General features: G+C 52.1%; 17 protein-coding genes. 11 read left to right on the top strand and 6 right to left on the bottom strand.

The genetic code is table 11. The features are described 5' to 3' along the window. The first annotated feature begins 388 nt into the window (after positions 1-388). Positions 389-1,663, top strand: coding sequence for a hypothetical protein (locus AABM55_RS07370; RefSeq protein WP_347929214.1), 1,275 nt, complete (start codon positions 389-391; stop codon positions 1,661-1,663). A gap of 46 nt (positions 1,664-1,709) precedes the next feature. Here AABM55_RS07370 and AABM55_RS07365 read toward each other — a convergent pair whose 3' ends face one another. The 4 genes from AABM55_RS07365 to AABM55_RS07350 all read right to left on the bottom strand — a co-directional run bounded on the left by AABM55_RS07365 (position 1,710) and on the right by AABM55_RS07350 (position 5,843). Next, positions 1,710-1,940 (bottom strand): AbrB family transcriptional regulator, encoded by a 231-nt coding sequence (locus AABM55_RS07365; RefSeq protein ID WP_347930002.1) that lies wholly within the window; start codon positions 1,938-1,940, stop codon positions 1,710-1,712. A gap of 165 nt (positions 1,941-2,105) precedes the next feature. After that, the gene (locus AABM55_RS07360) at positions 2,106-3,686 is read right to left on the bottom strand and encodes a hypothetical protein (protein WP_347929213.1); all 1,581 of its coding nucleotides are present in this window, start codon (positions 3,684-3,686) and stop codon (positions 2,106-2,108) included. A 1-nt stretch (position 3,687) separates the two neighbouring features. Further along, positions 3,688-5,241 carry a hypothetical protein gene (locus AABM55_RS07355; protein ID WP_347929212.1) on the bottom strand — a complete coding sequence of 518 codons (1,554 nt, stop codon included), beginning with the start codon at positions 5,239-5,241 and terminating at the stop codon, positions 3,688-3,690. A gap of 41 nt (positions 5,242-5,282) precedes the next feature. Beyond that, entirely contained in the window at positions 5,283-5,843 is a 561-nt protein-coding gene (locus AABM55_RS07350; protein WP_347929211.1) for an SMI1/KNR4 family protein, read from the bottom strand. 585 nt (positions 5,844-6,428) lie between these two features. On the opposite strand from AABM55_RS07350, the gene AABM55_RS07345 reads away from it, so the two are divergent. From AABM55_RS07345 to AABM55_RS07330, 4 genes are all read left to right on the top strand, one after another. Next, positions 6,429-6,890 (top strand): hypothetical protein, encoded by a 462-nt coding sequence (locus AABM55_RS07345; protein WP_347929210.1) that lies wholly within the window; start codon positions 6,429-6,431, stop codon positions 6,888-6,890. Between the two features lie 259 nt (positions 6,891-7,149). Beyond that, positions 7,150-7,374 carry a hypothetical protein gene (locus AABM55_RS07340; protein ID WP_347929209.1) on the top strand — a complete coding sequence of 75 codons (225 nt, stop codon included), beginning with the start codon at positions 7,150-7,152 and terminating at the stop codon, positions 7,372-7,374. A gap of 282 nt (positions 7,375-7,656) precedes the next feature. Continuing rightward, positions 7,657-8,952, top strand: coding sequence for an alpha/beta hydrolase (locus AABM55_RS07335; protein ID WP_347930001.1), 1,296 nt, complete (start codon positions 7,657-7,659; stop codon positions 8,950-8,952). 296 nt (positions 8,953-9,248) lie between these two features. Continuing rightward, positions 9,249-10,232, top strand: a complete 984-nt coding sequence (locus AABM55_RS07330) for a hypothetical protein (protein WP_347929208.1) — start codon at positions 9,249-9,251, stop codon at positions 10,230-10,232. A gap of 302 nt (positions 10,233-10,534) precedes the next feature. Here AABM55_RS07330 and AABM55_RS07325 read toward each other — a convergent pair whose 3' ends face one another. Continuing rightward, complete coding sequence (locus AABM55_RS07325; protein WP_347929207.1) at positions 10,535-11,722, bottom strand: restriction endonuclease; 1,188 nt, start codon at positions 11,720-11,722, stop codon at positions 10,535-10,537. A 225-nt stretch (positions 11,723-11,947) separates the two neighbouring features. Here AABM55_RS07325 and AABM55_RS07320 point away from each other — a divergent pair, with 225 nt between their 5' ends. Then, a complete protein-coding gene (locus AABM55_RS07320; protein ID WP_347929206.1) occupies positions 11,948-14,923 on the top strand; it encodes a TrlF family AAA-like ATPase in 2,976 nt (991 codons plus the stop codon). Positions 14,924-15,036: 113 nt separating this feature from the next. On the opposite strand, the gene AABM55_RS07315 is transcribed toward AABM55_RS07320, so the two are convergent. After that, on the bottom strand, positions 15,037-16,881 hold the full coding sequence (locus AABM55_RS07315; protein WP_347929205.1) for a DUF4209 domain-containing protein: 1,845 nt from the start codon (positions 16,879-16,881) through the stop codon (positions 15,037-15,039). 221 nt (positions 16,882-17,102) lie between these two features. Between AABM55_RS07315 and AABM55_RS07310 the strand changes: the two genes are divergently transcribed. From AABM55_RS07310 to AABM55_RS07290, 5 genes are all read left to right on the top strand, one after another. Further along, the gene (locus AABM55_RS07310) at positions 17,103-17,720 is read left to right on the top strand and encodes a 3'-5' exonuclease (RefSeq protein ID WP_347929204.1); all 618 of its coding nucleotides are present in this window, start codon (positions 17,103-17,105) and stop codon (positions 17,718-17,720) included. 372 nt (positions 17,721-18,092) lie between these two features. After that, positions 18,093-19,382 (top strand): hypothetical protein, encoded by a 1,290-nt coding sequence (locus AABM55_RS07305; RefSeq protein WP_347929203.1) that lies wholly within the window; start codon positions 18,093-18,095, stop codon positions 19,380-19,382. Between the two features lie 276 nt (positions 19,383-19,658). Then, positions 19,659-20,072: a hypothetical protein gene (locus AABM55_RS07300; RefSeq protein WP_347929202.1), complete on the top strand. Its 414-nt coding sequence runs from the start codon at positions 19,659-19,661 to the stop codon at positions 20,070-20,072. A 229-nt stretch (positions 20,073-20,301) separates the two neighbouring features. Continuing rightward, positions 20,302-20,526, top strand: coding sequence for a hypothetical protein (locus AABM55_RS07295; RefSeq protein ID WP_347929201.1), 225 nt, complete (start codon positions 20,302-20,304; stop codon positions 20,524-20,526). Positions 20,527-20,644: 118 nt separating this feature from the next. Continuing rightward, the gene (locus tag AABM55_RS07290) at positions 20,645-21,439 is read left to right on the top strand and encodes an NYN domain-containing protein (protein WP_347929200.1); all 795 of its coding nucleotides are present in this window, start codon (positions 20,645-20,647) and stop codon (positions 21,437-21,439) included. Positions 21,440-22,086 lie beyond the last annotated feature (647 nt).

Below are 22,086 nucleotides of genomic sequence, written 5' to 3'. Positions count from 1 at the left end.
TCTCCACCCTACATCGCCTGCACACTGGAGCCTTCTAGTAAAGCACAGCTTCTACATACCTGAAGTACAAATATCACGGCGCGAGCAAAATAGACTTTTGACATTGACTAACCACGGCATCTCCAGCGCCCTATTAGCTTTAGAGCAACAAGACCATGAGGCCCTGTCAGCATATCTTTCTGAACCTTATGCAAGCACACTATCTTTTTACTTTTTCCGCCAAACCTGCCTATTGGAAGCGATTTCTTCACTGATTGATGGAGGGTTTTCTTACCACGAGGCTATGAATATATGCCTCACTCATTGCCCAGAGGAAGCTCGTACACTACTCGACACACCCGCTAAGGCGTTTCCATTCCTAGGCGCTAGGCACGGGCAACGAGGTGACTTGAGTGCTGGCAAACTGGCTAACTCACCTGCTTATCGGCTGATCGCTTGGATGCTCACCCAGGCCACGCAGGGCGCAACCCTCTTGCTTGCCTCAGACGTCCCTTCGGATCTCAGGCCAGCACTTCCTTACTGCTTAGACAGTCGCCTCCTTGTTGCCAAGGACGAGCACTATCAACTCATGGGCCATCATTTGATCCAAAGCTCAATACGCTCACATCTCCAAACGCTGAATCAAAAATTTTTTCCGACTTACTCCGACCGCGAGATCGAATATGCCTACGTCCGTTACTCCAGCCTATTTGGGGCCTTCAATGACTCTGACTATTACCACCAAGTGAGTGACGCGATTAACTCAAGGTTATCGATCTTTACTCATTCCAGTAACGACTCAGGTGCGGACTTCTGTGACTTGTTCTCTTCAATTCTGCAGATCCTAGGAGGTTCCGAGCCGAGGGTGGTTCATCAGGGTCTAGCTGGCCGATATGGCAGCGAAGCGAAATTGATTCATTGGGAATCTATCCCGGACGCACATGGCGAGTATCGAACCTTCGTCGTATGGGATTTTCAATGGTACAGCACCGTTGAAATTTCTCTTCTACTGGCTCATTTCACCCCTCGCGACCGCGTCGTCATTCTCTGTAACCAGGCAACTGCAATTAACGGTAGCTTGAATGGCCACATTGTCAGTCAACTCCAGAACTATTTCCCCTCTCACTCCATTGAGACGCCTCGTCACGCCAGCCCCAGCTCACCCTCAATCCACTCGTCTCTAGAGACGGCTATCGCAGAGCTACAGGCTGATCCGAACCTTGTCGCCATATGCGACAGCTATCGACTTTGTGAGTTGATCAATGACTTGGTGCGCAAGCGTGGTCAGCCAACGGCTTTAGAAACGCAGTGGGACACGTACTCTAAAGGTGATCGTCTGCTCCTCAAACAGGCATCCCCAAAAACGGTCACATATGCCCGCCTAGTCACGACTGATGACCGTGGCCTGGTCTTAGAAACCCAGGGAAAACACCGGCGGATAGACACGGAGACGGTCAGGGAGTCTGTTTGCTCACTTGGTGCAGCTATAACGATCGGGGATGCACTACACGCTGGTGTACGCCGCGCTCTCGTAGTTACCGACTTGGCTAAAAAGTCGGGACTCGCTGAGGTAGTCAGAGAATACGGCATAGATTTGATAGGAGCGTTTACATGCGACATGGCAAAAGCCAACATCCCACTGGCAGGCGTCTCACTGCAGCGGATTACACCATCTGTTGAATAGTAATGCGCACGTCCGAGGCATATCCCCAAACCCAATCGACGAGCATTTACTCATTCAGTGCAAAAACTGCGTTCATGTCATCGATGCTCACGACGGCCTTCGGCTTGGGAATCATGCCCTTCAGCCGCTTAACGGAGTAACTCACAGCCACGATGGTGAACTGACCATTCTCGAGGTCGACAAATTCGATTTCATCCCTTGGTCGTAGGCCAAGAGTAGCCCGTACCTGGACAGGGATGGTGATTTGGCCTTTAGTGTTCACAGTGGCAGTAGCCATGGGGGGATAGGCTGGCATGTCTCGGACATTCATGGCTCTCCGCCAGTTGTTCTTGATTGCAAAGCCGGTGGACTGCGAGCTCAGTAGCCACTCACTGCACTGTTCGACTACTCTCTGGCGATACAGCACTCATCTCACTTTAATTCGCGGCTCTCGCTGCCGGGTTTACGCCCAATTCAAGATGGCTTGCCAAGCCAGTGCACCGATAGCCAATAATCCGACAGAAATCAGACCGATCATCTGTCTTTTTTGGCTCTGCTTGAGTGCCCGCTGAAGGTCAGTCAGCTCCGATTGCTGAGTCACCAACTCTTGCCGGGCCGCCTCGAGATCTGTCACCACGTGTTCGAGTGATAACTTGAATACTTTCTCTTGCGCTTGCTGTGCTTGCTTGCCCGCCTGACGGGTCGCTTCGAATGCACCTGTCATCATCTTGCGAGTGTTCAGGATCGCCAACGTGCTTTGCTTGGCAGATGCCACGACAGCTCGCTTAATGCTTTCAATCTGCAGCGAGAAGCGCTCCTCTATTAGGTGAATAGACTCCTGCTGCGCAGTCATGCTTGACTCCAACATTTGCATACTGGCTTGCAGCTTTTGCTCCAGACTTATTTCAAGAACATCAAGCTGCTCACGCAAAGCAGTTTGTTGGTTCCGCAGTTGCTCATTCTGCGCTTCGAATACTTCACGCGCCTGCACGCCGGCGTGCATTTGCTGCTCAAGATTTCCTTCAAGGGCACCGAGCTGTTCCCGTATGGCAGTATGCTGATGCTGCTGCTGGGCATTCTGCGACTCGAAAGCCTCATGCGCCTTTTCGAGAGCCAACTTGGTTTGCTGGGCAGACTCCACGACAGCTCGCTGGACGCTATCAACCTCTAGCGTGAAGGACTCCTCGATTTGCTGAATGCTCTGCTGCTGCGCGGCCGCGCTCGATTTGAACGCTTGCTCGTTGGCTTGCAGCTTCAGCTCCAAGCTTTCTTCAAGAGCCGCGATCTGCTCATGCAACGCAGCTTGGTCATGCAGCATCTGTCTGTTCTGTGCATTGAGCGCCTGGTGCACCTGCCGCTCTGCAGTCGACCAACGCTCATCCCGCTCCTCTAACCCTTGACGCAAACACAATAGATAATCCTGAGCAGACTCTCTCAACCGAAGATCAACACTTTGACTCAAGTCTTGGTTCGCTTGGTGAATGGCCTTCTCGGCATCACTCACCCGCACCACACATCCCACCAGCTTTTTTGCCTGCTCCTGGGTGATCCCTTTGGCTTGCATCAGTCCTTCGTTGGCAGCGTTAATTTCTCGTTGCTGCTGCTCTAGAAGCCTTTGTTGGCTGAGAATCTTGCTGTTTTGCGTCTGCAGCGTATCGGTCTGACCTTTCAAGATATTCTGCTGCTGCAACAGAACACCTTGCTGATCATGCAGGATCTTGGAGATCGCTGTGTTAACAATTAAAAGCTGTGAGGACTTCTGCGTCAGGCTACCAATCGATTTGTTCAAGTCCAGCTGTGCATCCTGAACCGCATCGCCCCTATCATTCCACCAGTTACCGAGAAAATTACCTTCCTTTTGCTCACGACGCGCGCGCTCCAACTTACTGGTGGTTGATTGAACCGACGCCTGGGCATCGGTCATTCCCTGCACCAGCTCCCTGATGTTGCTCTGGCGGATGATCTGTTCCGGCACACTGACCGAAGAAAACGCTTCGACGATCTGGAGGTCTTGCCGCGTCGCAGTACGGTTGTTCATTTCCATGTCAAAGCGTTTCCAGAAAATCTTCTATGTCACGCTGGCTCGATTCAATGTACTCAATCATCGCCACGCTTTTAGCAACCTGCTCTCGGGTCTGGGATACGGTGTGCTCGAGGCTCGCCAAGGTCGCATCCGCCATTCGACCCGAAGCCGCTAACGTCTGTCCGATACCCTGGTAGAGGATGATCGATTGGTTGTAAGCGCTCACATTGCGCAGTGAGCTCTCTGACAGCTCAACCAGACCTTGGGCGAACTCCTCCCGGCGCCGAGAGTCAGCGATCAATTCATCCATGAATTGCTCGTCGTAACCGTGACGATAGCGATCGAACATGCAGTCGATCTGATAGGCAAGAAATGCCGACAACAAACCGCTCAAGGTACCTATCAAAGCCGAGGACAAGATATCGGCTACAGGTAACAGAAACGCCAAGCTGGAGATGAACGTTTTTACGGTCTCCTGTAGCAGGAGGCCCACCGAGGACACAACCACCGCGCTCAGCAGCTTCAAGCCTTCCTGCAACGCTTGATCGGGCGTCAAATTCGCGGGCGGAAAGAGGATCATCTTGAAGGCTTTGAATAACCCAACCAGCCCCTCGCGAATGACGGTGACAAAGCGCTTGGCGGTGGACAAAAACTCGTTGAGCACAAAGGTCAGCAAATTGCTCATAAAGCCGCTGATGCCTCCCTGGAACATCTGGGAGACTGCATCGGGAAGTTTCTTAAGCACGCGCTCTGCCACGCCAGCCAAACGCTGACGAATTTCTTCGAACAAGGTTTTTCCTTGCTCTACCCCGTGCTTGATCAGAGTTTTGATCTCATTGAACAACCCATTGACCAATTCATTGAGCAGCACACCCAAGGCTTGACGCAGCCCCATCTGAGCTGCCTGGTTTGCGCCTGTCTTGAGGAGTTCACTGGTTTGCTTGACTCTGATAGCTCGTTTCGCGGTGCGCTCAAGGAAGTCTTCAGAACGTTCCTTTGCCGACCTCATCAGCTCCGAGTCAAGCTCCAGACGTTCGGCCTGGGTCTTGCCATCGATCACCTCATCAGCAAACTCAAGGATGTCTTTAGCTCGCTTGGGATTGTTCACATCCCGATGCGTGGCGACCAGGTTTTCGGTGTTGTTCGCCACATCGCTAAGACGATCCAGGCCCTCACCTGTGTTGTAGGCCAGATGGTTCTTGCGATCGCCATAGATTTTCTTCAAGGCCGTCACATGATCGGCCTCTAGGTGCGCAGGGTCGACCTGCTTACCGGTATAACCGTCTACGCCTGGTGCCTTCAGCTTGTCTTTGACGCTCTGCTTGATGTCCTTTAGCTCGCTGCGGTCGTAACGCTCGCGGGAAGCGGTATAGGTCTTCTGATCTTTCTCCGCCACATAATCGGCACTGGCGTTTTCGAAGTTATGCACAGTAGTGACATTGCCGCCATTGCGATCCTCGAACATGGCACTAGACAGGCCGAATGGCCCAATGATCTGGGCAATGACCTGTTGCTGGCAATCGCTGAACAACTTCTGCAGCCGCTGTTCCTTCAACTCGGTAAGGGTCAGTTCCATACCTTTTCCTTGGATAAAATAGTGGGTGACCAGAGGGGCTTTCAGAAAAACCGAGCAAACCAGGTCGAGAAACTCTCACTGACTACACAGCGCGCGCCGTCGTCGTGCCATACCGAAATCACCTGCCCAGATCTGCCACCAGCAGCAGGCACAAGATCTAGGCATAGGTAATCGCCACTCCCATTGGAAGCAAATGGAATCCATCCGATATTCCACCAATCGTCCCGCACACCCGGGTCTGGTTCAGCCCCGCTGTTATCGAACCCTGCACTTTCAGACTGTTTTTTCCAGAACGCCCAGGCATCTAGAATCCGCGCACTGGAGAGCCATTGATAAGCGCCTAGCAACGGCTCGCTGATGCCCTTCTGTCCATCGTGCCCCCGCAAGGCATCGACGAAATCTTCAGGCAAGCTGACGCCCAGTTCACTTTGCAATCGCTGAAGAGTTTTGCTCGTCGCAGGTGGGTTCAGGTCGGCCAGAAGTGTCGGTTTATGCGCTTGCAACGACGCCTCAAGCAGCTGCCATGTGTAGGTCATCAAGAACTCCCAAAGTGGCAGAAATATCCAGAGCAGCGATAGCTGTAGCGCTTTAATTTGCAGCATACATCGGCTGAACCTGTGCAATCTTGAATGAAGGTAGCCCCCCTCTGATGCTCTAGCGCTGTACAGTGTCCAGATTAGCCTACTTGAGCATTCCCACCCGTGTAGTGATCTAATGAAACCGGACACCCAGTTTGCTACCAAGCTGAGGGGAAGTTATCGCCTGCGACCATTGTCTTCGGTGAACTGCTCATTCGAGCCCCTCCAAGCTCTTCAAAAGCTTTAAGGGCCTTCATGACAAAGTGTGCGTAGCAGAGATGGAGGCCTGCGGCGCGTTCGATGCATGCAAAAAGCAAAACATGCCCGTATTGGTAATCCGCAGATTAAGATATTGCGGCGACATAACTAAGGATAATACCTTCCATAAGGTGGCTTCAGAAGCGGTCATCATTGTGACCCTCGACTACGCCATACATGGCTGTGCCGAAAGGCCATTTGATATCTGACGTGGGGGCTAGCAGTCGAATTAACTCAGGTATGACCTTCGAGATAACCCTCCTGATACGACCTCAGACACCCTTTTACCTTATCTCAATCTGACCAGTGATACGCCCCTGGCCGGGGCAATGCATATACTAAGGAAGACCCATGAAGCGTCCAGATCCCGTCGACATCTACTTTGACGAACCTACCAAAAATTTACTTTTCTCCTTGGTCGATCGCAAAGACCCTAACGACCTGGCTACTGGTAACGATGACACGTTCATGCACAGCATTTCGGCTGTCTTTTCACTGTTTGCGTCTCTTTTGGACGAACACACCCCAGATCTGTATCCAGCCGAATGGCAGTTGATTGCTGAAGCTCAACGTGAGATTCATGGAAAATACCGCCTCCCGACCTCCTTCCCTGAGATGAAGTCTCACCTGGTTGTCGGTGTTGAAGACATGGTTGGGCCGGATAACGAAATCTCGAGCGTTCTATTGGCTAACAAGCTCGCAGGCTTTACCTCCGCTCAGCTGTGTGCGATCGCAGCCCACGTGCAGCGATACCACGTAGCTCGAAAGCGGGGCCAGGAATACAAATTCCCTGAGATCAAATTCAAAGGATGACCATACCGGCCGCAGCAGCGCCTTCGAAACACTGGCGCGCGCTGCCTTGACACAAGATTCGATTTTGAGCCGCGCCATGTATGGAGACTTGCACGTAACTGATACCTGCCCTTCTTTAATTCGAAGACTTGCCACATTTCAATGCTAGGAAAATGCTCGGCTAACAAGTGAGCCGAGCCATTGGCCCGAAGGAGTGCCCCTTCCAGGTCGTCATCCCCCCCCTGCTACGCTTTGCTTTTCAACCGAACGGAGTCGAATCATGGCCGAGCAATATTCCCTTCCTGACGTCCTGGCAAGAATGTACGAAAACCAATTGGCAATCGAAGCGGCATTGATGGAGCTTGTCCTGCTGGAGGAGCAGCGCGGGTCATCTAAAGCTTGCGACAATGCGCGTGTTGCACTGGAAACGATTGGCGAGAATGCGGGGCATATCAAGCAAGGAATTGCTAGATTGGGAAGAGATCCTGGGACGTCCATTTTTTAATCCTCACGCCTTAAGCAGGCATCGTCGCCTCCAAAATAAAGTGTCCCTTAGCTGACAGCTTTGCAGCTTGGTTGCCACCGGTGAGAATTACACTCTAGAGTGTTCGTTTCGCCCACTAAGGCTTGGATTATGGATCAGCCAAAACGGACTTTACACGAGCTTAAGATTGCACTCGCCATCCTTCGAATGAACTCGATAGCTGGGTCTTCACGTCATCGGGTAATCAGTTCGAGTGCGCTATTTTTTTGTTGGAGAAAGAGTCCTCCTGACACCTTGATTGAAGTGCTCCGGGCCCGTATCACAGGACGATACGCGCAGGATACCTTTGAAGAGATTATAAAAAGGGTAGAAGACATCGGCCTCCGACGTGGCGCGACTGATGTAGAGGCTTTTCTGAGCGCCCGCATGCCCAGCGGAGCTAATAGTTCGTCGGCCATCAGGAATACTGAATACAGGAAAGCTCTGCAGGATGCCGTCGATATCCCTGAGGAGCTTCACCCGCCCATGGAATACGCGATGCGCTGCAGGGCTTCACCTAACGGCGATTCGTTTGACTACACCCACGAAACTTCCTACAACCGGGCACCTGTCCAACAGATTTACACGACCTATCCAATATTTTACGGGACGGATCGTATGCGGGAGCCTGGCCGCGCTGTGAGATTTGGCGGGTTCCGAAGCGAAGACTCGATCGCATACGGCGTTGCTGAGGTTTCTATCCCTCATATCCATCGTGAGGGCAAGCTTGAACGACCGTGGTTGTGGCCTACCCGGACAAAGGGCAGCCCCAACAAACACATTGTTGTCCACAGCAATGAGCTCATGGCTTTGGATGCATGGTTCACAAGCGCCAAGGAGTATCTGGGCAACCAAGGCATAGGCCGAGATCCCTCTCAGAAAGAAGGCCTCCTATTCATCCATGGTTATAACGTTGGCTTCGATGCCGCGCTGTGGCGTGCAGCCCAGCTCTGTCACGACTTGAGATTCCCGGGCCTGATGCTGTGCTTCTCGTGGGCGTCACTTGGTACGCCCGGTGGCTATCCCGCTGATGAAGCAACGGTAGAGTGGTCAGCAAGCAATCTCGGACAGTATTTGAGGGATGTAACAGAGCAGCTTGGATTGTCAGCCTTACACATCGTCGCACATAGCATGGGTAACAGAGCGCTCCTGGCGGTTCTAGAAAACTGGAAGCACAAGCCTGGCACTACACCTATCCACCAAATCATTCTTGCGGCGCCAGATGTTGACACCAGCCGGTTCAGACAATTCGGGCAGGTCTTCGATACCTTTGAGCAAGTAACTCTCTACGCTTCCCGGAATGATAGAGCGATTGCAGCATCTAGATTCGTTCACAGCTATCCCCGGGCAGGGGATGCCAATCCCCCACTGGTTATGAGCTCCTTGGCTACCGTAGACGTAACTGCTGCGGGCAAGGACATGTTCGGCTTAGGCCATGGCTACATCGCCAATGTGTCAAAGGTGTTCAGGGACTTGTTCTACGTCGTTAGGCACCGGCACAAACCTTACCAGCGGGCGGGCATCACTAAGCGAGACGAAGGTTACTGGGAGCTCACATAGCCCGAGCGCCGGGGCCGATGAGTAGCATTAGGACTGAATGACTGACTGGGCACTGACATAGGCGTCGGGGGTCGCAAGCAGACGGTCATGGCCCAGCATCTGTCCCGTGCCTTGATCTTTGACATAGCATCTACTGGCACTTTAATCCTGCGGAGGATCCAGCAAGACTCCATAAGCGTACGATCATGCCTGTTGCAAACATAGCTGCGCGAGCTTGAAGCTCAAGAGGGTAATAACCCCCAATGCTTAGCTTAATTTTTGCGTTTTAAATCGCCATCAATAGTGAATCAATAAAATTGAAAAATAGACTAAGTGCATTTGCTCTAGCTATAATTGTCCTAGCTCCGGCAATCCTTTACCTTTCGAAATTCCACGGTGGCCTAACAGATCAGCATGGGCGCTGGGGAGAGGTTGGTTCGTATTTTAGCGGCATATATGGAAGCCTTGCCCTCCTTGTCCTGGCATACACAACGCACCTCACTCAAGCTCAATTCAGGCGCCAGAATGAAGATAGCATCTTCTACAAATTATTTGATTCTCTGCAGTATAGAATCCAAAACAGCTCAATCTCCATAGAAGGTAAAGAATTCTCAGCCCATAAAAGCCTTAAGTATATTGTAGATAGATTTTATAGGGAACTTTCCGGCGAGGCTGTCGAAATTGGCCGTATGCTTTTTTGCACGGAGCCAGAAAAAGTAGCGAATGTTCACTATACGAAATTATTCGCGGCAATCAATGGGCCTACCTGGATCGAGACATTCGAAGAAGATCGCGCTGCCTTTATTGCTGACATGACATCACAAGGGCACTTTAATGAGCGCTGGGAGCAATTGAAAAATTATATAGGATCTCGTGACGAAGAGTCACAATCAATAAGGGAGGCACTGCGAGCGACAGGCAGCGTTAACTTCTACAAGATTCCATTCAAATCTCGCCAACAACACTACGCAGCCGCGCTCCAGAGAATCCTAGCCGAACAAGGTGAATTTCTGGATGGCTATTTAAGCACCATCCTGTATATCGCCGACATATGCGCGACGAGTAAAAATTCGCTTCAGTATGCGCGATATGCTCAATCGCAACTTACGCGCTACGAAGTGGTAATACTTTTCTACTTGCTTGCTGGGAGCGAGGAAAAAGTCGTTGGGGCGGTAAATCTAAAAACTCTAGGCTTACTGAATCGCCTCCGAACGCTTGACTGCCAAGGCTTAATGATAGATTTTCCGAGTGTAGAAGAAATTGATAAAGAAATCGCTGCAGTTTTTGAAGCCGAGGCCTAATCGAGACTACAAAACGCAGACCTTCTGGGGCAAGCTTGCCGAGGAGCGCTGCGTATTTTTCGTGGGAGTTTCGAGGGCAAAACAGCGACTGGTGTTGACCACTTGTGAGCACCGACCCCATCCCAAGTGCGCACAAAGGCGGTGGGATGAGCGTAGGAACCCACATGGTGAGTTTGTAAACCACGTGACTCGGCATCAAACCCGCTCGCTACATGCACTAAGGTAAGGATCACCAAAACAGACGCCGAGCTAATTCCTACCATCGCCGATCAACACAATGGCTGGCTACTCAGAAGGATGGATTAGTCTAAGTGGCTGAAGCGACTTGGTTGCCGACTCCAGATCGAGTAAAGATCTCGCCCATCCCAGTAGCTCACCCTACCCTGATCATCCACTGACCGTTTTGCCCGAAAGACCGTATCGGCATTTTTGACAGTCAAGATCTGGTTATCCAGCATAGGGACTTCATGCCCTTCGAGCCCATGCGAATCCTGATTGATAATACGCCTTGGTAGACTCATGAGCAGAGCTGCGTGCTTGGTTTCTTTGAGGACGAGCGCAAAGCTGTTGCCGATGGTGCGATAGCCAGTGTGAGCGTGAACGACTAGCGCGTGACTGCCACCTTCAATACGATGCAGAACCGATAGTAGATGCGCATCCGACACTAATACGGACTTGTCTTGAACAATACCCGCCTGCGCTTGCTGACACCACTGAGCGACGTCTGCAGAGGTCTTCAGCTCCAATACTCCAGACGATCGATGTGCGAAGTTCTCCGCACCCGGTAGATAACGCGAGGTGGTCACAAATATGCCCCGGTCGGCGCCGTCGTTTGCCACGGCCCCTCGCAAAGCTTGCACGGCCTCTAGACCTATGGGGCGATTCGGCGCATATCGCTTGGCTTGGACATAGGCCAAGGTATCTCCTAACGGACTCCGCTGAAGTAGTTTGACATCAACCCCACCATCTCCTACTCCTGGCCCCAGCTCTGATTCATAGCCCAAGCTCTGGAAAATGCGGTAGAGCAGTATTTCAAATTCGCGATGATGTAGGCTGTATAGCCGTTCCGGACGCGCCTGAAAATACTGATAGAGTTCAGCGTATACGTCGCCGAAATCTTCGATGATCAGGCTGCAGACCCACTTCCAATGAAAGAATTGGTCGTAGGCTTTCTGCAATTCTTCGGTAGTAGCGTAAAAGTAGTAGGAGCAGCCGTCATAGTTGTCATACCAGAAGCCATGCGAGTCAGCGATTGCATCAAACTCCGCCCGAAGCTTTGGATCTAGATCTTCATCAAGCAGGCGGGCAAGCTCCCCGCTGCTGTAGAGGATGAAAGTCACCGCCTCTTCGCCAGGCTCCCCTTGTACGCGCTTCGCATAGGACGTGAAACCGCTATCGCCCCAAAGGTCGTTGCTTACAGCCCAGACTTGCAAGTCCTTCTGGGCAGCTACAATTTTCCGCTCCAGGTCTCTATCCGTATATGCGCTCAATTGATCTCCCTCTTGGCCAGATTAAACGCTCCCTCGCATGGCCTAAAAATGATTACTGAGCATACAGGGTGATTGAGCAGTCCGCTTCAAGTCGGCATCCCCAAGAATCTACCTCGAGAGCCTGGAAAAGCCCACCGCGTTGGCTAAGATCAATGATGCCTAAATAATCGCTCGCGGCTGCTTAGCTTCATTTGGCAGGGAAGCGTAACCGGATGAGGATGCTTGATGATTAGTCGTGGGTCGGAATGGCACCGTTGGGAGCCGCACATCCATGCACCTGGCACCGTGCTAAACAACCAATTTGGATCGGAGGATCCATGGGAGGCATACCTCACTACGCTTGAAAGTTTGACCCCAACAATCGAAGTTATTGCCGTCACTGACTACTACGTCACTGACGCCTATGAAAAGCTTCTGGAACATAAGGCTGAAGGTAGGCTTAGCAACGTTCAGCTGCTCTTTCCCAATATCGAATTGCGACTTGATGTCGCCGCAAAATCCGGATTTGTGAATATCCACCTCCTAGTCAGCAATGAGGACGAAAATCATCTCGTCGAGATCAAGCGAATTCTGAAAAGACTACAGTTCGCCGCCCACAACGATCGATATGACTGCACCCGAGAGGAGCTCATCAGGCTGGGCAAAAATACGGATGCGAAGATCACCGATGACGGTGCAGCGCTACGGATGGGAGCAACACAATTTAAGGTGAGCTTCACCCAGTTGCGCCAGGTCATCCAGGAAAGCGAATGGGCAAGGAAAAACATTCTAATTGCAGTGGCCGGCGGCGCTGGTGATGGTACGTCCGGTGTACGACTCGCGGCAGACACAACCGTGAGGCAAGAGATTGAAAAGTTCGCGCACATAATTTTCTCCAGCAATCCAGCGCAGCGCGAGTTCTGGCTAGGCTTACGCGCAGTAACTCCCGAAGATCTTCGCGCGCGCTTTGACGGCTGCAAACCTTGCCTTCACGGCAGCGACTCGCACTCCCAAGAGTCGGTCGGTCAACCTGTCGACAGACGATATTCCTGGATCAAGGGTGGCCTTGAATTCGATGCACTACGCCAGGCATGTATCGACCCTGACGGACGAGCTTACGTTGGTGATAAGCCACCTAATTCGGCGATGCCCTCACAGGTGATATCTCACCTAAGCATCGGAAATGCCAGCTGGGCGGCAACCCCCTCCATCCCGCTCAACCCGGGATTAGTTGCCATCATTGGTGCCCGAGGTTCGGGCAAAACCGCGCTCGCAGACATCATTTCAGCAGGCTGTGATGCGGTCTCCTACTTCGGTTCGGGTACGGGCGGAACAATAAGCCCATCGTTTCTTGCTCGCGCTAGCGGCTTACTTGAAGACGCCACCGCAACCTTAACCTGGGGCGGTGGCACGTCTGTTACACGGCACCTGGATGGGCGCGATGCCAATGGGCACCTCTCCTTCCCTCGCGCCCGGTATTTATCCCAACAGTTCGTTGAGGAACTCTGTTCTGCCCATGGCGTTTCCGACGGGTTGATCGATGAGATAGAGCGCGTGATATTTGAAGCTCACTCGCAGGATGATCAAGATGGAGCTGTCGATTTTCCTGAATTCCGGGAACAACAAACCGCTAGATTCCAGCAGGCCCGTGCCCGAGAGGCTTCAGCGATTTCTGATATCTCCGAGCGAATTGCCACAGAGTTCGAGAAAGAACAGCTCGTAAATACACTTACGAACCAAGTCGAACAGAAGAAAAAACTCATAGGAGGCTACAACGCAGATCTTGCCAAGCTGGTGGTCAAGGGAACCGAGGCTCAGGTTACGAGACATACCCAGCTTAGCCAGGCCGCTCAGAGTCTGAGGAGTAAGATTCAATCGTTCAGTGCCCAACGTCGCACGTTCGTTTCCCTTCAAGATGAAGTGCAGAGCATGAGAGCCACCCAGGCTCCAGAGATGCTACGCCAATCCCAGGCGCGCCACTCCAACAGCGGACTGGGTACTCAACAATGGGCGGACTTTCTTCTCGTTTACAATGGCAATGTTGATAACAGCCTGGTGGGGTATCTGAAATGGGCAGACCAAGAGATTTTGAAGCTGACCGGCCCCCCCATCACGCCAGGGGATCCCAACGTTGAGCTGATAAAGCAAGATGTTCCACTCGACACACTTCCACTGGGGCTGATCACGGCTGAAATGGATCGTCTGGAAGCGCTCTTCAGCGCGGACAAATTGATCCGCGACCAGTACTCCGCATTGACTAGACGCATTTCCCAAGAGACCGCTGCCCTTCAGACCCTGGAGACTAAATTAACCGATGCGCAGGGGGCGTCAGTAAGACGCAAGGATCTTCAGACGGAGCGTGAAGATACTTATCGTAGAGTCTTCGAGGCGATCATCCACGAGCAACTAGCCCTAGCAAATTTGTACACTCCCCTGATGGCTCGGCTCGGCGCATCTTCTGGCACGCTCAAAAAACTTAGCTTCTCAGTCAGGAGGATCGCGGACGTCGACGCTTGGGGAGCGATCGCTGAAGAGGGTCTACTGGATCGCCGAAAGTCCGGCCCTTTCTATGGGCGTGGAGCTCTGACAGACGCGGCAGCGAAGTCATTGAAGTCTGCCTGGGAGGTTGGCACTGCAGCAGGTGTCCAAACAGCAATGTCAGGATTTTTGAGCCAGTATCAACAAGATCTACTGGCGCACGCTCCTTATGCAGCGAGTCAGCAGACTGAGTACCGAGCCTGGTCAAAGCAGATGGCTCAATGGCTTTTCAGCACTGATCACCTCACTGTTCGCTATGAAATTTTGTATGACGGCGTAGACATCCAGAAGCTATCGCCTGGTACACGAGGGATCGTTCTGCTTTTGCTTTATCTCGCGCTGGATGATTCGGATGACCGTCCACTGATCATTGATCAACCCGAGGAAAACCTCGATCCAAAATCCGTCTTTGATGAACTGGTCTCGCTTTTCATTGCCGCCAAGTCAAAGCGTCAAGTGATCATGGTCACGCATAACGCCAACCTTGTGATCAACACCGACGCAGATCAAATCATCATTGCAACGGTAGGCCCGCATCAGCCTGGCGGGCTTCCACCTATCAGTTACCAATCTGGAGGGCTAGAAAACGCTGCGATAAGAAAGGCGGTTTGCGACATTCTTGAAGGCGGTGATGAGGCATTTCGGGAGCGGGCGCGCCGGCTTCGAGTACGCCTCGAAAGGTAAGCCGCTCTCAGACCGCCGTAACGTTTCATGGCGAAATGAGTACCTGCGAGATCGAGTTGCGGCACTAGCAACACAGGACACTTTTCCTAGTGCCTCTTGCAGAAGCGGGTGCCTTAACCGCCCGCAGGCGTACCCATTGCCGCCCAGAACGGCCCCGAGATGTACTTGAGCATGAACCACCACGCATAGACTATGGATTCTGAGTAGAACTGGCCGTCATGCATCAATCCATGCGCGAAGGTATTTCTGAGGTTTGGCCCATATGGGCTGCAGAAGACTGCTTTGATCTCAAAGGCTACGTTCTCCCCTAGCAACTCAGTAACACCCTCGACATCCATCAACGTGCTCAGCCCGTTTTCGGTGACGATGCCATCAGCATTGGATGTTGATGTGTTGAGGCCGGCTTCCTTCATGCGGTAGCGAATAATCGCCTCAAGCTGCGGAATAAGAAAATGGGCAGCCATGCCGAAGTCACCTGCAAACCCCCAATACAGCCCTTTGCCGATCATTTGAGTTCGATTCGGAGGAACAAGAGACGACGCCTTGGCCATTTCGACCATATCGATCTCCTTGACGCAATGTTCCTGGGAGATGATAGCGAGCGCCGGGACAATGCCGCCCTGTACTGTTAGCTTTATAGTGTGCTGATGCTCGCTGACCATCTTGGCTTGGATGGTGTGCTCATCGGCTTCGGACAACTCTGCACCGAAGGATAGTGGAGGACGCCTTGCGATGACCCTCCCGGTCTCGTCAAAAAAAACTGCGCCTGTCAATGCGCTGGCTATCCCTGTCCGCAATGACTTGAGAGCGGCAACTCGCGCGTCGTTCGGCGAACAAAATGGGTACAACATAGTTAGGTTGTAGACCGCATCGCCTAAAGACTTGCCTTGGACAAGAGCTCTGGTATGTGCGACCAAGTCAGTTATGTCAGTACGGGTAACGACAGTAGCCATTTGCTCGACAGCCCGAGCGCCGGCTTCGGCAATTCTTTGGCGGAGGGCGGGTAATACCTTCTCAACATCTAACTCAGCGCGAAGCGCCCCCGGAAGAGAGCGGTAAATCTGAAGAGCATTTTCCAAGGCGTTCTGCGCGACAATCGGATTCGTCTGCTCACCTCTCAGCTCAGCCTCTGATACCCACGTCTCTGCGACAGCTACTGTCATTTTCGCCTCCATAAGAGCTCGATCAGACAAGGCGAACCCCCTAGACGCGGCCTCATAGCATGTACGAGCTCTGAATATGTCCTTCCTCTCGTCAAAGGAGCGCCCGAGCCCAGCCAGCATTTCGGGAATCGCAGAAGTGTCGGGATGGTCGAGCCTGAAGTCCATGACCGTCTCAGCGAGGCCGACGGAGAACATAAGCTGCTGTTCAACAGCTAGCTTGATGGCGTCCATGACCGTCTCAGTCAGTGACGTGAGGCGATCCCCTCCCCCGGCCCCTATCTGCCTAGCGAGAGTGAGCGCTCGGTGAAGACATTCCCTACCTTCCTGGTACCAGTAATCATCGTTCAGAGGCGTCGTCGTGTAACCGTCGATGGCAGCTCGGGCGTGCCGAATATGCCTGAGACCAGGCGTAATCCATAGTAGGTCTGAAACTCTAGCCTTTAAGAGCCCCTCGGGGAGAAGATCAACCACGTCACGAAAAAATTCAAGTTCTTCGTCCAACATGCTCGCCGGCACCATCGAATGCCGGTCACCCATGATCAAGTAAGGTCTGAATGGCTCGTTTCTGTTGGCGTTGTCCAACATCATCGAGCAGAGATCCGCCATGAGCGACCATATCCTCGCCTCTTCAAATGCTTCCGTCTCAGACGCAGTTCTCGCCAGACTGGTCAGCGCTTCAGATAGAGCTGAATAAGTCGGCTCGATCTCGTATAGAGCGCGTTCTAACTCAGCTTGGCGGAACGCATCGACACGCAAAGGGGTGGCTGCAGGATAGCGAGGAAAATGCTCTGACACGACGTATTCACCTGTATAAAAGGAAGCTCATTTGTACGACCACCCATCACTAAAAGCAAAGGCTGTAGAGACGATGTCTGCCGCAAACCTACACAATGCCTTTGAAGCCTCAACGGGTTTTGCCTTGCTTACTGCTCTACAGTTTTTCCCCAGCCCTCAATGCTGCATCGGGTGGACGGCTCGGTGTAACCTGAACAGACTCCAAGTAAGTTTTCCCCGTCATGAGCATTGAAGCAAAGCTCCTTCACCTCCAAGCAATCCAAAACCTCCTCGCGCCATACCGCTACCTCTATTGCGTAGACCTTGAGGCAACTTGTGACGAGGTTGGAGTGCACGAATCTCTAAGGTCGCTTGTGGTCGTCCCTGATCAGATGGAAACGATTGAGATTGGCCTGGTGGTGATCGACCTTGAAACGCTTGAAATCGTCGATGAGTTCCAGCGTTTCGTACGGCCGCAGATAAACCCTACCCTTACTGATTTCTGCAAGCAGCTCACATCCATTCAGCAATCTGACGTGGACGGTGCTCTAACCTATCAAGAGGTTGGCGACGAGCTGCGAACATTTGCTGCGAGTTATCCGGATGCAGCTTGGGCATCGTGGGGAGACTATGACGCACGACAGCTTGAGCGCAATGCTGGCTTTGCTGCCTGCCCTTCCCTGCTCGAAGGCGTACCACATTTCAATGCCAGGAAATGGCATGCCGGCTTATACGACGATCGACCTAAATCACTTAAGCAAACGGTAGAGTCGTTGGGCTTGGTTTGGCATGGTATCTATCACCGGGGGATAGACGATGCTAGGAACGTAGCTTCCATTATTAAGGAAATGCTCGGCTGATTAAGTGAGCCGGGCCTAGGGGCTCGAAAGAGCAATAGCGACATTAAATGCCAGAGTGACTCGCTTGCGGCAAATGGCAGGTTTTCTCTTGTTGCTCATAGAAACCCAGGTGAGCGACTGGAGCCAGAAACTAAAGGATGGTCTCGGCTTACGCATGGCAGAATGCCTGCGGTAGGCACCTGGGGGCTGTGCAAAACGAACAAATGACTGTTCCACCCTTCAAAAGACACGACCTCAATAAAACAAAAGTCTTCGGGCCGGTCATACGCTTACCCTTTTCATCCAGCAGTCTTACGGACGCCATCCCAATCACTGGAGGCGGAACCTTTTCACCTCGAGCAGCATATGCAGTGAGATTACGGACAATCAGCAATGACAATTTACACGCTTAGACTCATTACTACCTCCACGTACAACCCTACTCAAATGCGGGCGACCGTGGTTGAGGCGCTAGGTAAAAAGTGCGAACCATTGAGAGTGGAAATCCACCAGGTCTCGAAGGGAGGTTTGGAGATTGAGGTCAAAGGAGAGCGTAAGCATTTGGATTCTGCGCACATGCTTCTGTCTCAGGACTTCGCTGTCCACCATCCGTTTGTAAGAGTGCTAGATGAGCTAGGTGATGCGCTGCGCAACGAGGCCTATCCACTACTTGGGCGGCTCGAGCAGGAGCTCCGTGCGTTCATCAACGAGGCCATGATCGCAGCCGGGCTGGGCATCGATTGGTTGACCATGGTAGACGACGCACGAATTTCTTCACGCGTTTTGGCTACCCGTCAAAAGGGTCAGAGTGCGATTTATCAGCATCCTGTGGAATTCACGGAGCTCGATCATCTCCTTGAAATAGTGACGTTGGATCTCGCCGCCTGGGCGGAGCAACGATCAATCACAGCTGATGACTTGTTGAGCTTGCTGGAGGTTGGAACCGATCTGAAGGATATTCGGGCGACCCTAGCCCAACGGATGAAGAAGCGCAGCTTCTGGGACGTAGTTTTCTCGCCCTTCTTCGACGATCTCCCGAGCTGGCAAAGTTGGAAATCTCGGTGGAAAAAAGAAGTTATCGGCTTACGAAACCGGGTGATGCATCATCGCCCAGTCTTTGACTGGGAAATCGATAAGCTCCGTGTGACAGCGGTGGAGTTCACCACGTTGCTAAGTCAGCATCGGAAGAGATTATCTATAAAAGATACGGAATCGATTCGCCAGTCCGCTCAGGAATTGATGGCGACATTCCAGTTTCGGCGCGACCTGCACGAAGCACTCGGAGGGTCGAGAATGACGGGCATTTCCGTCGCCTCGGAAGCGAAAGCCATATTTCTGTTCAATTCCGATGAGCCCGCGATGGTTAAAACGCTAGGGCCAAATGGTGCCGAAGAGCTAATCGTTCAGTACCGGGGTTCTGGAACATCAATAGAGCCCATCCTAGTACGAGCCAATCTTGCCTTATACAATCACGTAGTTGATGGCAGAGAGGTGCAGATGTTCGTTTCACTACGCCCCGGTGGAGGGATGTATCACCTAGGGCAGGCGGAGTATCGGCGCCATTCCTACTACGAAAATCAGGACGGCACACTGTCTGTGATGTTCGAGCTCGCACTGACTCCATCACCAGCACTACGCGAACGAAATAAACGGCCAGTCACAGACCTTGATAAGGCTCAATGAAGGTTATCTTGGCTTGGCTCTGTCGGCAGGCCAATGCCTACGGACGCACTAAAGCCCCTCGGAGCCCATCCTCACCATTACGGAGTCCGGCAAATCCCCCCCGAATACCGCGACTCCAGTCGAGGCTTGCGTCGGATCCTGTCGTGCATAACGCTAGAGATTAATGGTTAAATCTTTCGCTTAGGGCTCGCTAGCGCCTTGTTAGGAAGATCCATCGCACGTGTAACACCCGAATTTTCGGACTTCTATCAATATGGAGCAAAAGGGGATAATGGAATGAGCGAAAAAAAACGATTAAATGGATTCGAGAGAGCTACTGTACGCATAGCCTCCAAGATATATTTCACTGACACAACACTAGGAGTCTTCCTAGTTTATGGAGCTACAGGATTAGCATGCTTTATATTAACTGCGACGTACCTATCATTTGCCGGTGCCCACAATGTACTTCTTAACGCAACAATTATCACATCGAAACTTCTGGCATGGCTGGGACTTGCGTATGGAACAATGCAAAAAATTGGAGCACCTCTAGAAGAAGAAATTAATAACCTACGAGAAACCCAGAAGAAGGCCCCACTTCTTACGAGATCGGACGAGGCTCCTTGGACTCATTTATGGCTATGGATTGTAGGATTTATATTTCTTTTAATAGCTACAATATTTGACATCGTTAAAGCTGCTCACTAATCTTCATCGTCGTAATATTACGAGGCGTTTAGTTGAGTCGTTGGGCCTGTTTTGGCTGGGTACCTATCACCGTGGGATCGAAGGTGCCAGGAATGTGGCGTCCATTATTAAGGAGATGCTCGGCTGATTAGGTGAGCCGGGGCTATTGGCTCGAAGGAGCGAACAGTCCCCTCCAGGTCATCATCAAACCCCTGCTACGCTTTGCTCTTCACCCGAACGGAGTCGAGTCATGGCCGAGCAATATTCCCTTCCCGACGTACTGGCAAGAATTTACGAAAACCAATTGGCAATCGAAGCGGCATTGATGGAGCTCGTCCTGCTGGAGGAGCAGCGCGGGTCATCTGAGGCTTGCGACAATGCACGTGTTGCGCTGGAAACGATTGGAGAGAATGCGGGGCATATCAAGCAAGGAATTGCTAGATTGGGAGGAGATCCTGGGACGTCGATTTTTTGATGCTCACGCCTTAAGCAGGCATCGTCGCCTTCAAATAAAGTGCCCCTCAACGGGTATGAATACGAGCGAACGAATCCTCGTTTATAGATATGGTGACGCGCTCAATCAAGGATGAACCATGACCACGCATACCGCCAGTAATGCTCAAAAGCGACTCGCAGTGTTGATCGACGCTGACAATGCCCCTGCGGCAATCGTCGAAGGCCTGTTTGAAGAAATTGCTAAGTACGGCGTCGCAAGCGTGAAGCGCATCTACGGCGACTGGACTGGCCCTCATCTCGGCGGCTGGAAGAAAGTCCTGCTTGATCACTCAATTCAACCCATCCAGCAATTCGCCTACACCAAAGGCAAAAATGCCACTGACAGTTCGCTCATCATCGATGCCATGGACTTGCTATACACTCGCCGCTTCGACGGGTTTTGCTTAGTATCGAGCGACAGCGATTTCACGCGATTGGCTTCTCGATTACGCGAAGAGGGCTTGACCGTTTACGGGTTCGGCGAAGAGAAAACACCCAAGCCTTTCGTGGCCGCATGCGACAAATTCATCTACATCGAGTTACTCCGCGAGGATGTCATCGCACCTATCAATGGTGAGCCTAGTATGGCTTCTGTTGCGCCCCTTGATGTGGCCAAGCCAGTAGTTACTGAGCCATCCAAAAAGCCTAAGGCACCGGTGGGCTTCATCGCCAAAATCTTGGACGACATTGCTGACGAGGATGGATGGGCACACTTAGGCGCGCTAGGCGCGAACATTACGAAACTACGTCCGGAGTTTGATCCGCGCACTCATGGCTACAAAAAACTGAGTGACCTAATCAAAGGCTATCCGCACGCCTTTGAACTACAGGCCAGAGGTACTTCAGGTGGCACGGCAGTAATGTATGCTCGTCACAAGCAGCCAAGCAAATGAGAGACAGCCCTCCTAGTGGACGCCCTACAAACTCTATTATTGTCATTCTGGCCCGCATGCTGAGTTGAATCTCATGCCCCTCCCTTATTCGCCTTCACCTTAAGCATGTTTCTTGTGAGCACTACATCACCAGGAAAGCCGCACTCAACTTTCCGACCGCTGCCTGCACCACGGGCGGATGGCATTTTCTAACCTATTTTTATTGGGATTCCGGGGTGCTCAAGGAGTCATTGGCAGGCATTCATTATCCTGACACCGCCGCCTACTTTGGCGACCTTGGCATCGTTGACAGTTAGCTGACCGCAACTGGACTGGTGAAGAACGGAAGCTGTGCATGGCATCACTATAGGGCAGCTGCGAGCATGATCGTCAAATGGCTACTCAGCAAGTCTAGACACCGCAATGTCGAGTTGGCGGAATGGTTTCCATCCATTGGCGAAAGGCAGCGATTGCTTGCGATACTTAACTTGGGGAAACCTAAGCTATTAAAGCCAGGTTGGTCAAGAAATCAATCAGCAGGCCTAGTACCAATCCGCCCACCATTTAATATTATGTATACAAAAGCCAACGCCTTACTCCATCCCGAAAAGGCCCACCGCATATTGGTGCACACCTATTGAGAGTGTTAAGGCTGACGTTGCATTATT

The organism is Pseudomonas helvetica (assembly GCF_039908645.1).
Lineage (GTDB): Bacteria > Pseudomonadota > Gammaproteobacteria > Pseudomonadales > Pseudomonadaceae > Aquipseudomonas > Aquipseudomonas helvetica.
Note: the sequence above shows the minus strand (reverse complement) of the source record. Positions and strands in the feature narration are given on the sequence as shown.

Bases quoted from the DNA above. Each gene is read 5' to 3' on its own strand.
- AABM55_RS07365 (WP_347930002.1), bottom strand. From the start codon at position 1,940: ATGGCTACTGCCACTGTGAACACTAAAGGCCAAATCACCATCCCTGTC.
- AABM55_RS07360 (WP_347929213.1), bottom strand. From the start codon at position 3,686: ATGGAAATGAACAACCGTACTGCGACGCGGCAAGACCTCCAGATCGTC.
- AABM55_RS07355 (WP_347929212.1), bottom strand. From the start codon at position 5,241: ATGGAACTGACCCTTACCGAGTTGAAGGAACAGCGGCTGCAGAAGTTG.
- AABM55_RS07350 (WP_347929211.1), bottom strand. From the start codon at position 5,843: ATGCTGCAAATTAAAGCGCTACAGCTATCGCTGCTCTGGATATTTCTG.
- AABM55_RS07345 (WP_347929210.1), top strand. From the start codon at position 6,429: ATGAAGCGTCCAGATCCCGTCGACATCTACTTTGACGAACCTACCAAA.
- AABM55_RS07340 (WP_347929209.1), top strand. From the start codon at position 7,150: ATGGCCGAGCAATATTCCCTTCCTGACGTCCTGGCAAGAATGTACGAA.
- AABM55_RS07320 (WP_347929206.1), top strand. From the start codon at position 11,948: ATGATTAGTCGTGGGTCGGAATGGCACCGTTGGGAGCCGCACATCCAT.
- AABM55_RS07310 (WP_347929204.1), top strand. From the start codon at position 17,103: ATGAGCATTGAAGCAAAGCTCCTTCACCTCCAAGCAATCCAAAACCTC.
- AABM55_RS07305 (WP_347929203.1), top strand. From the start codon at position 18,093: ATGACAATTTACACGCTTAGACTCATTACTACCTCCACGTACAACCCT.
- AABM55_RS07300 (WP_347929202.1), top strand. From the start codon at position 19,659: ATGAGCGAAAAAAAACGATTAAATGGATTCGAGAGAGCTACTGTACGC.
- AABM55_RS07295 (WP_347929201.1), top strand. From the start codon at position 20,302: ATGGCCGAGCAATATTCCCTTCCCGACGTACTGGCAAGAATTTACGAA.
- AABM55_RS07290 (WP_347929200.1), top strand. From the start codon at position 20,645: ATGACCACGCATACCGCCAGTAATGCTCAAAAGCGACTCGCAGTGTTG.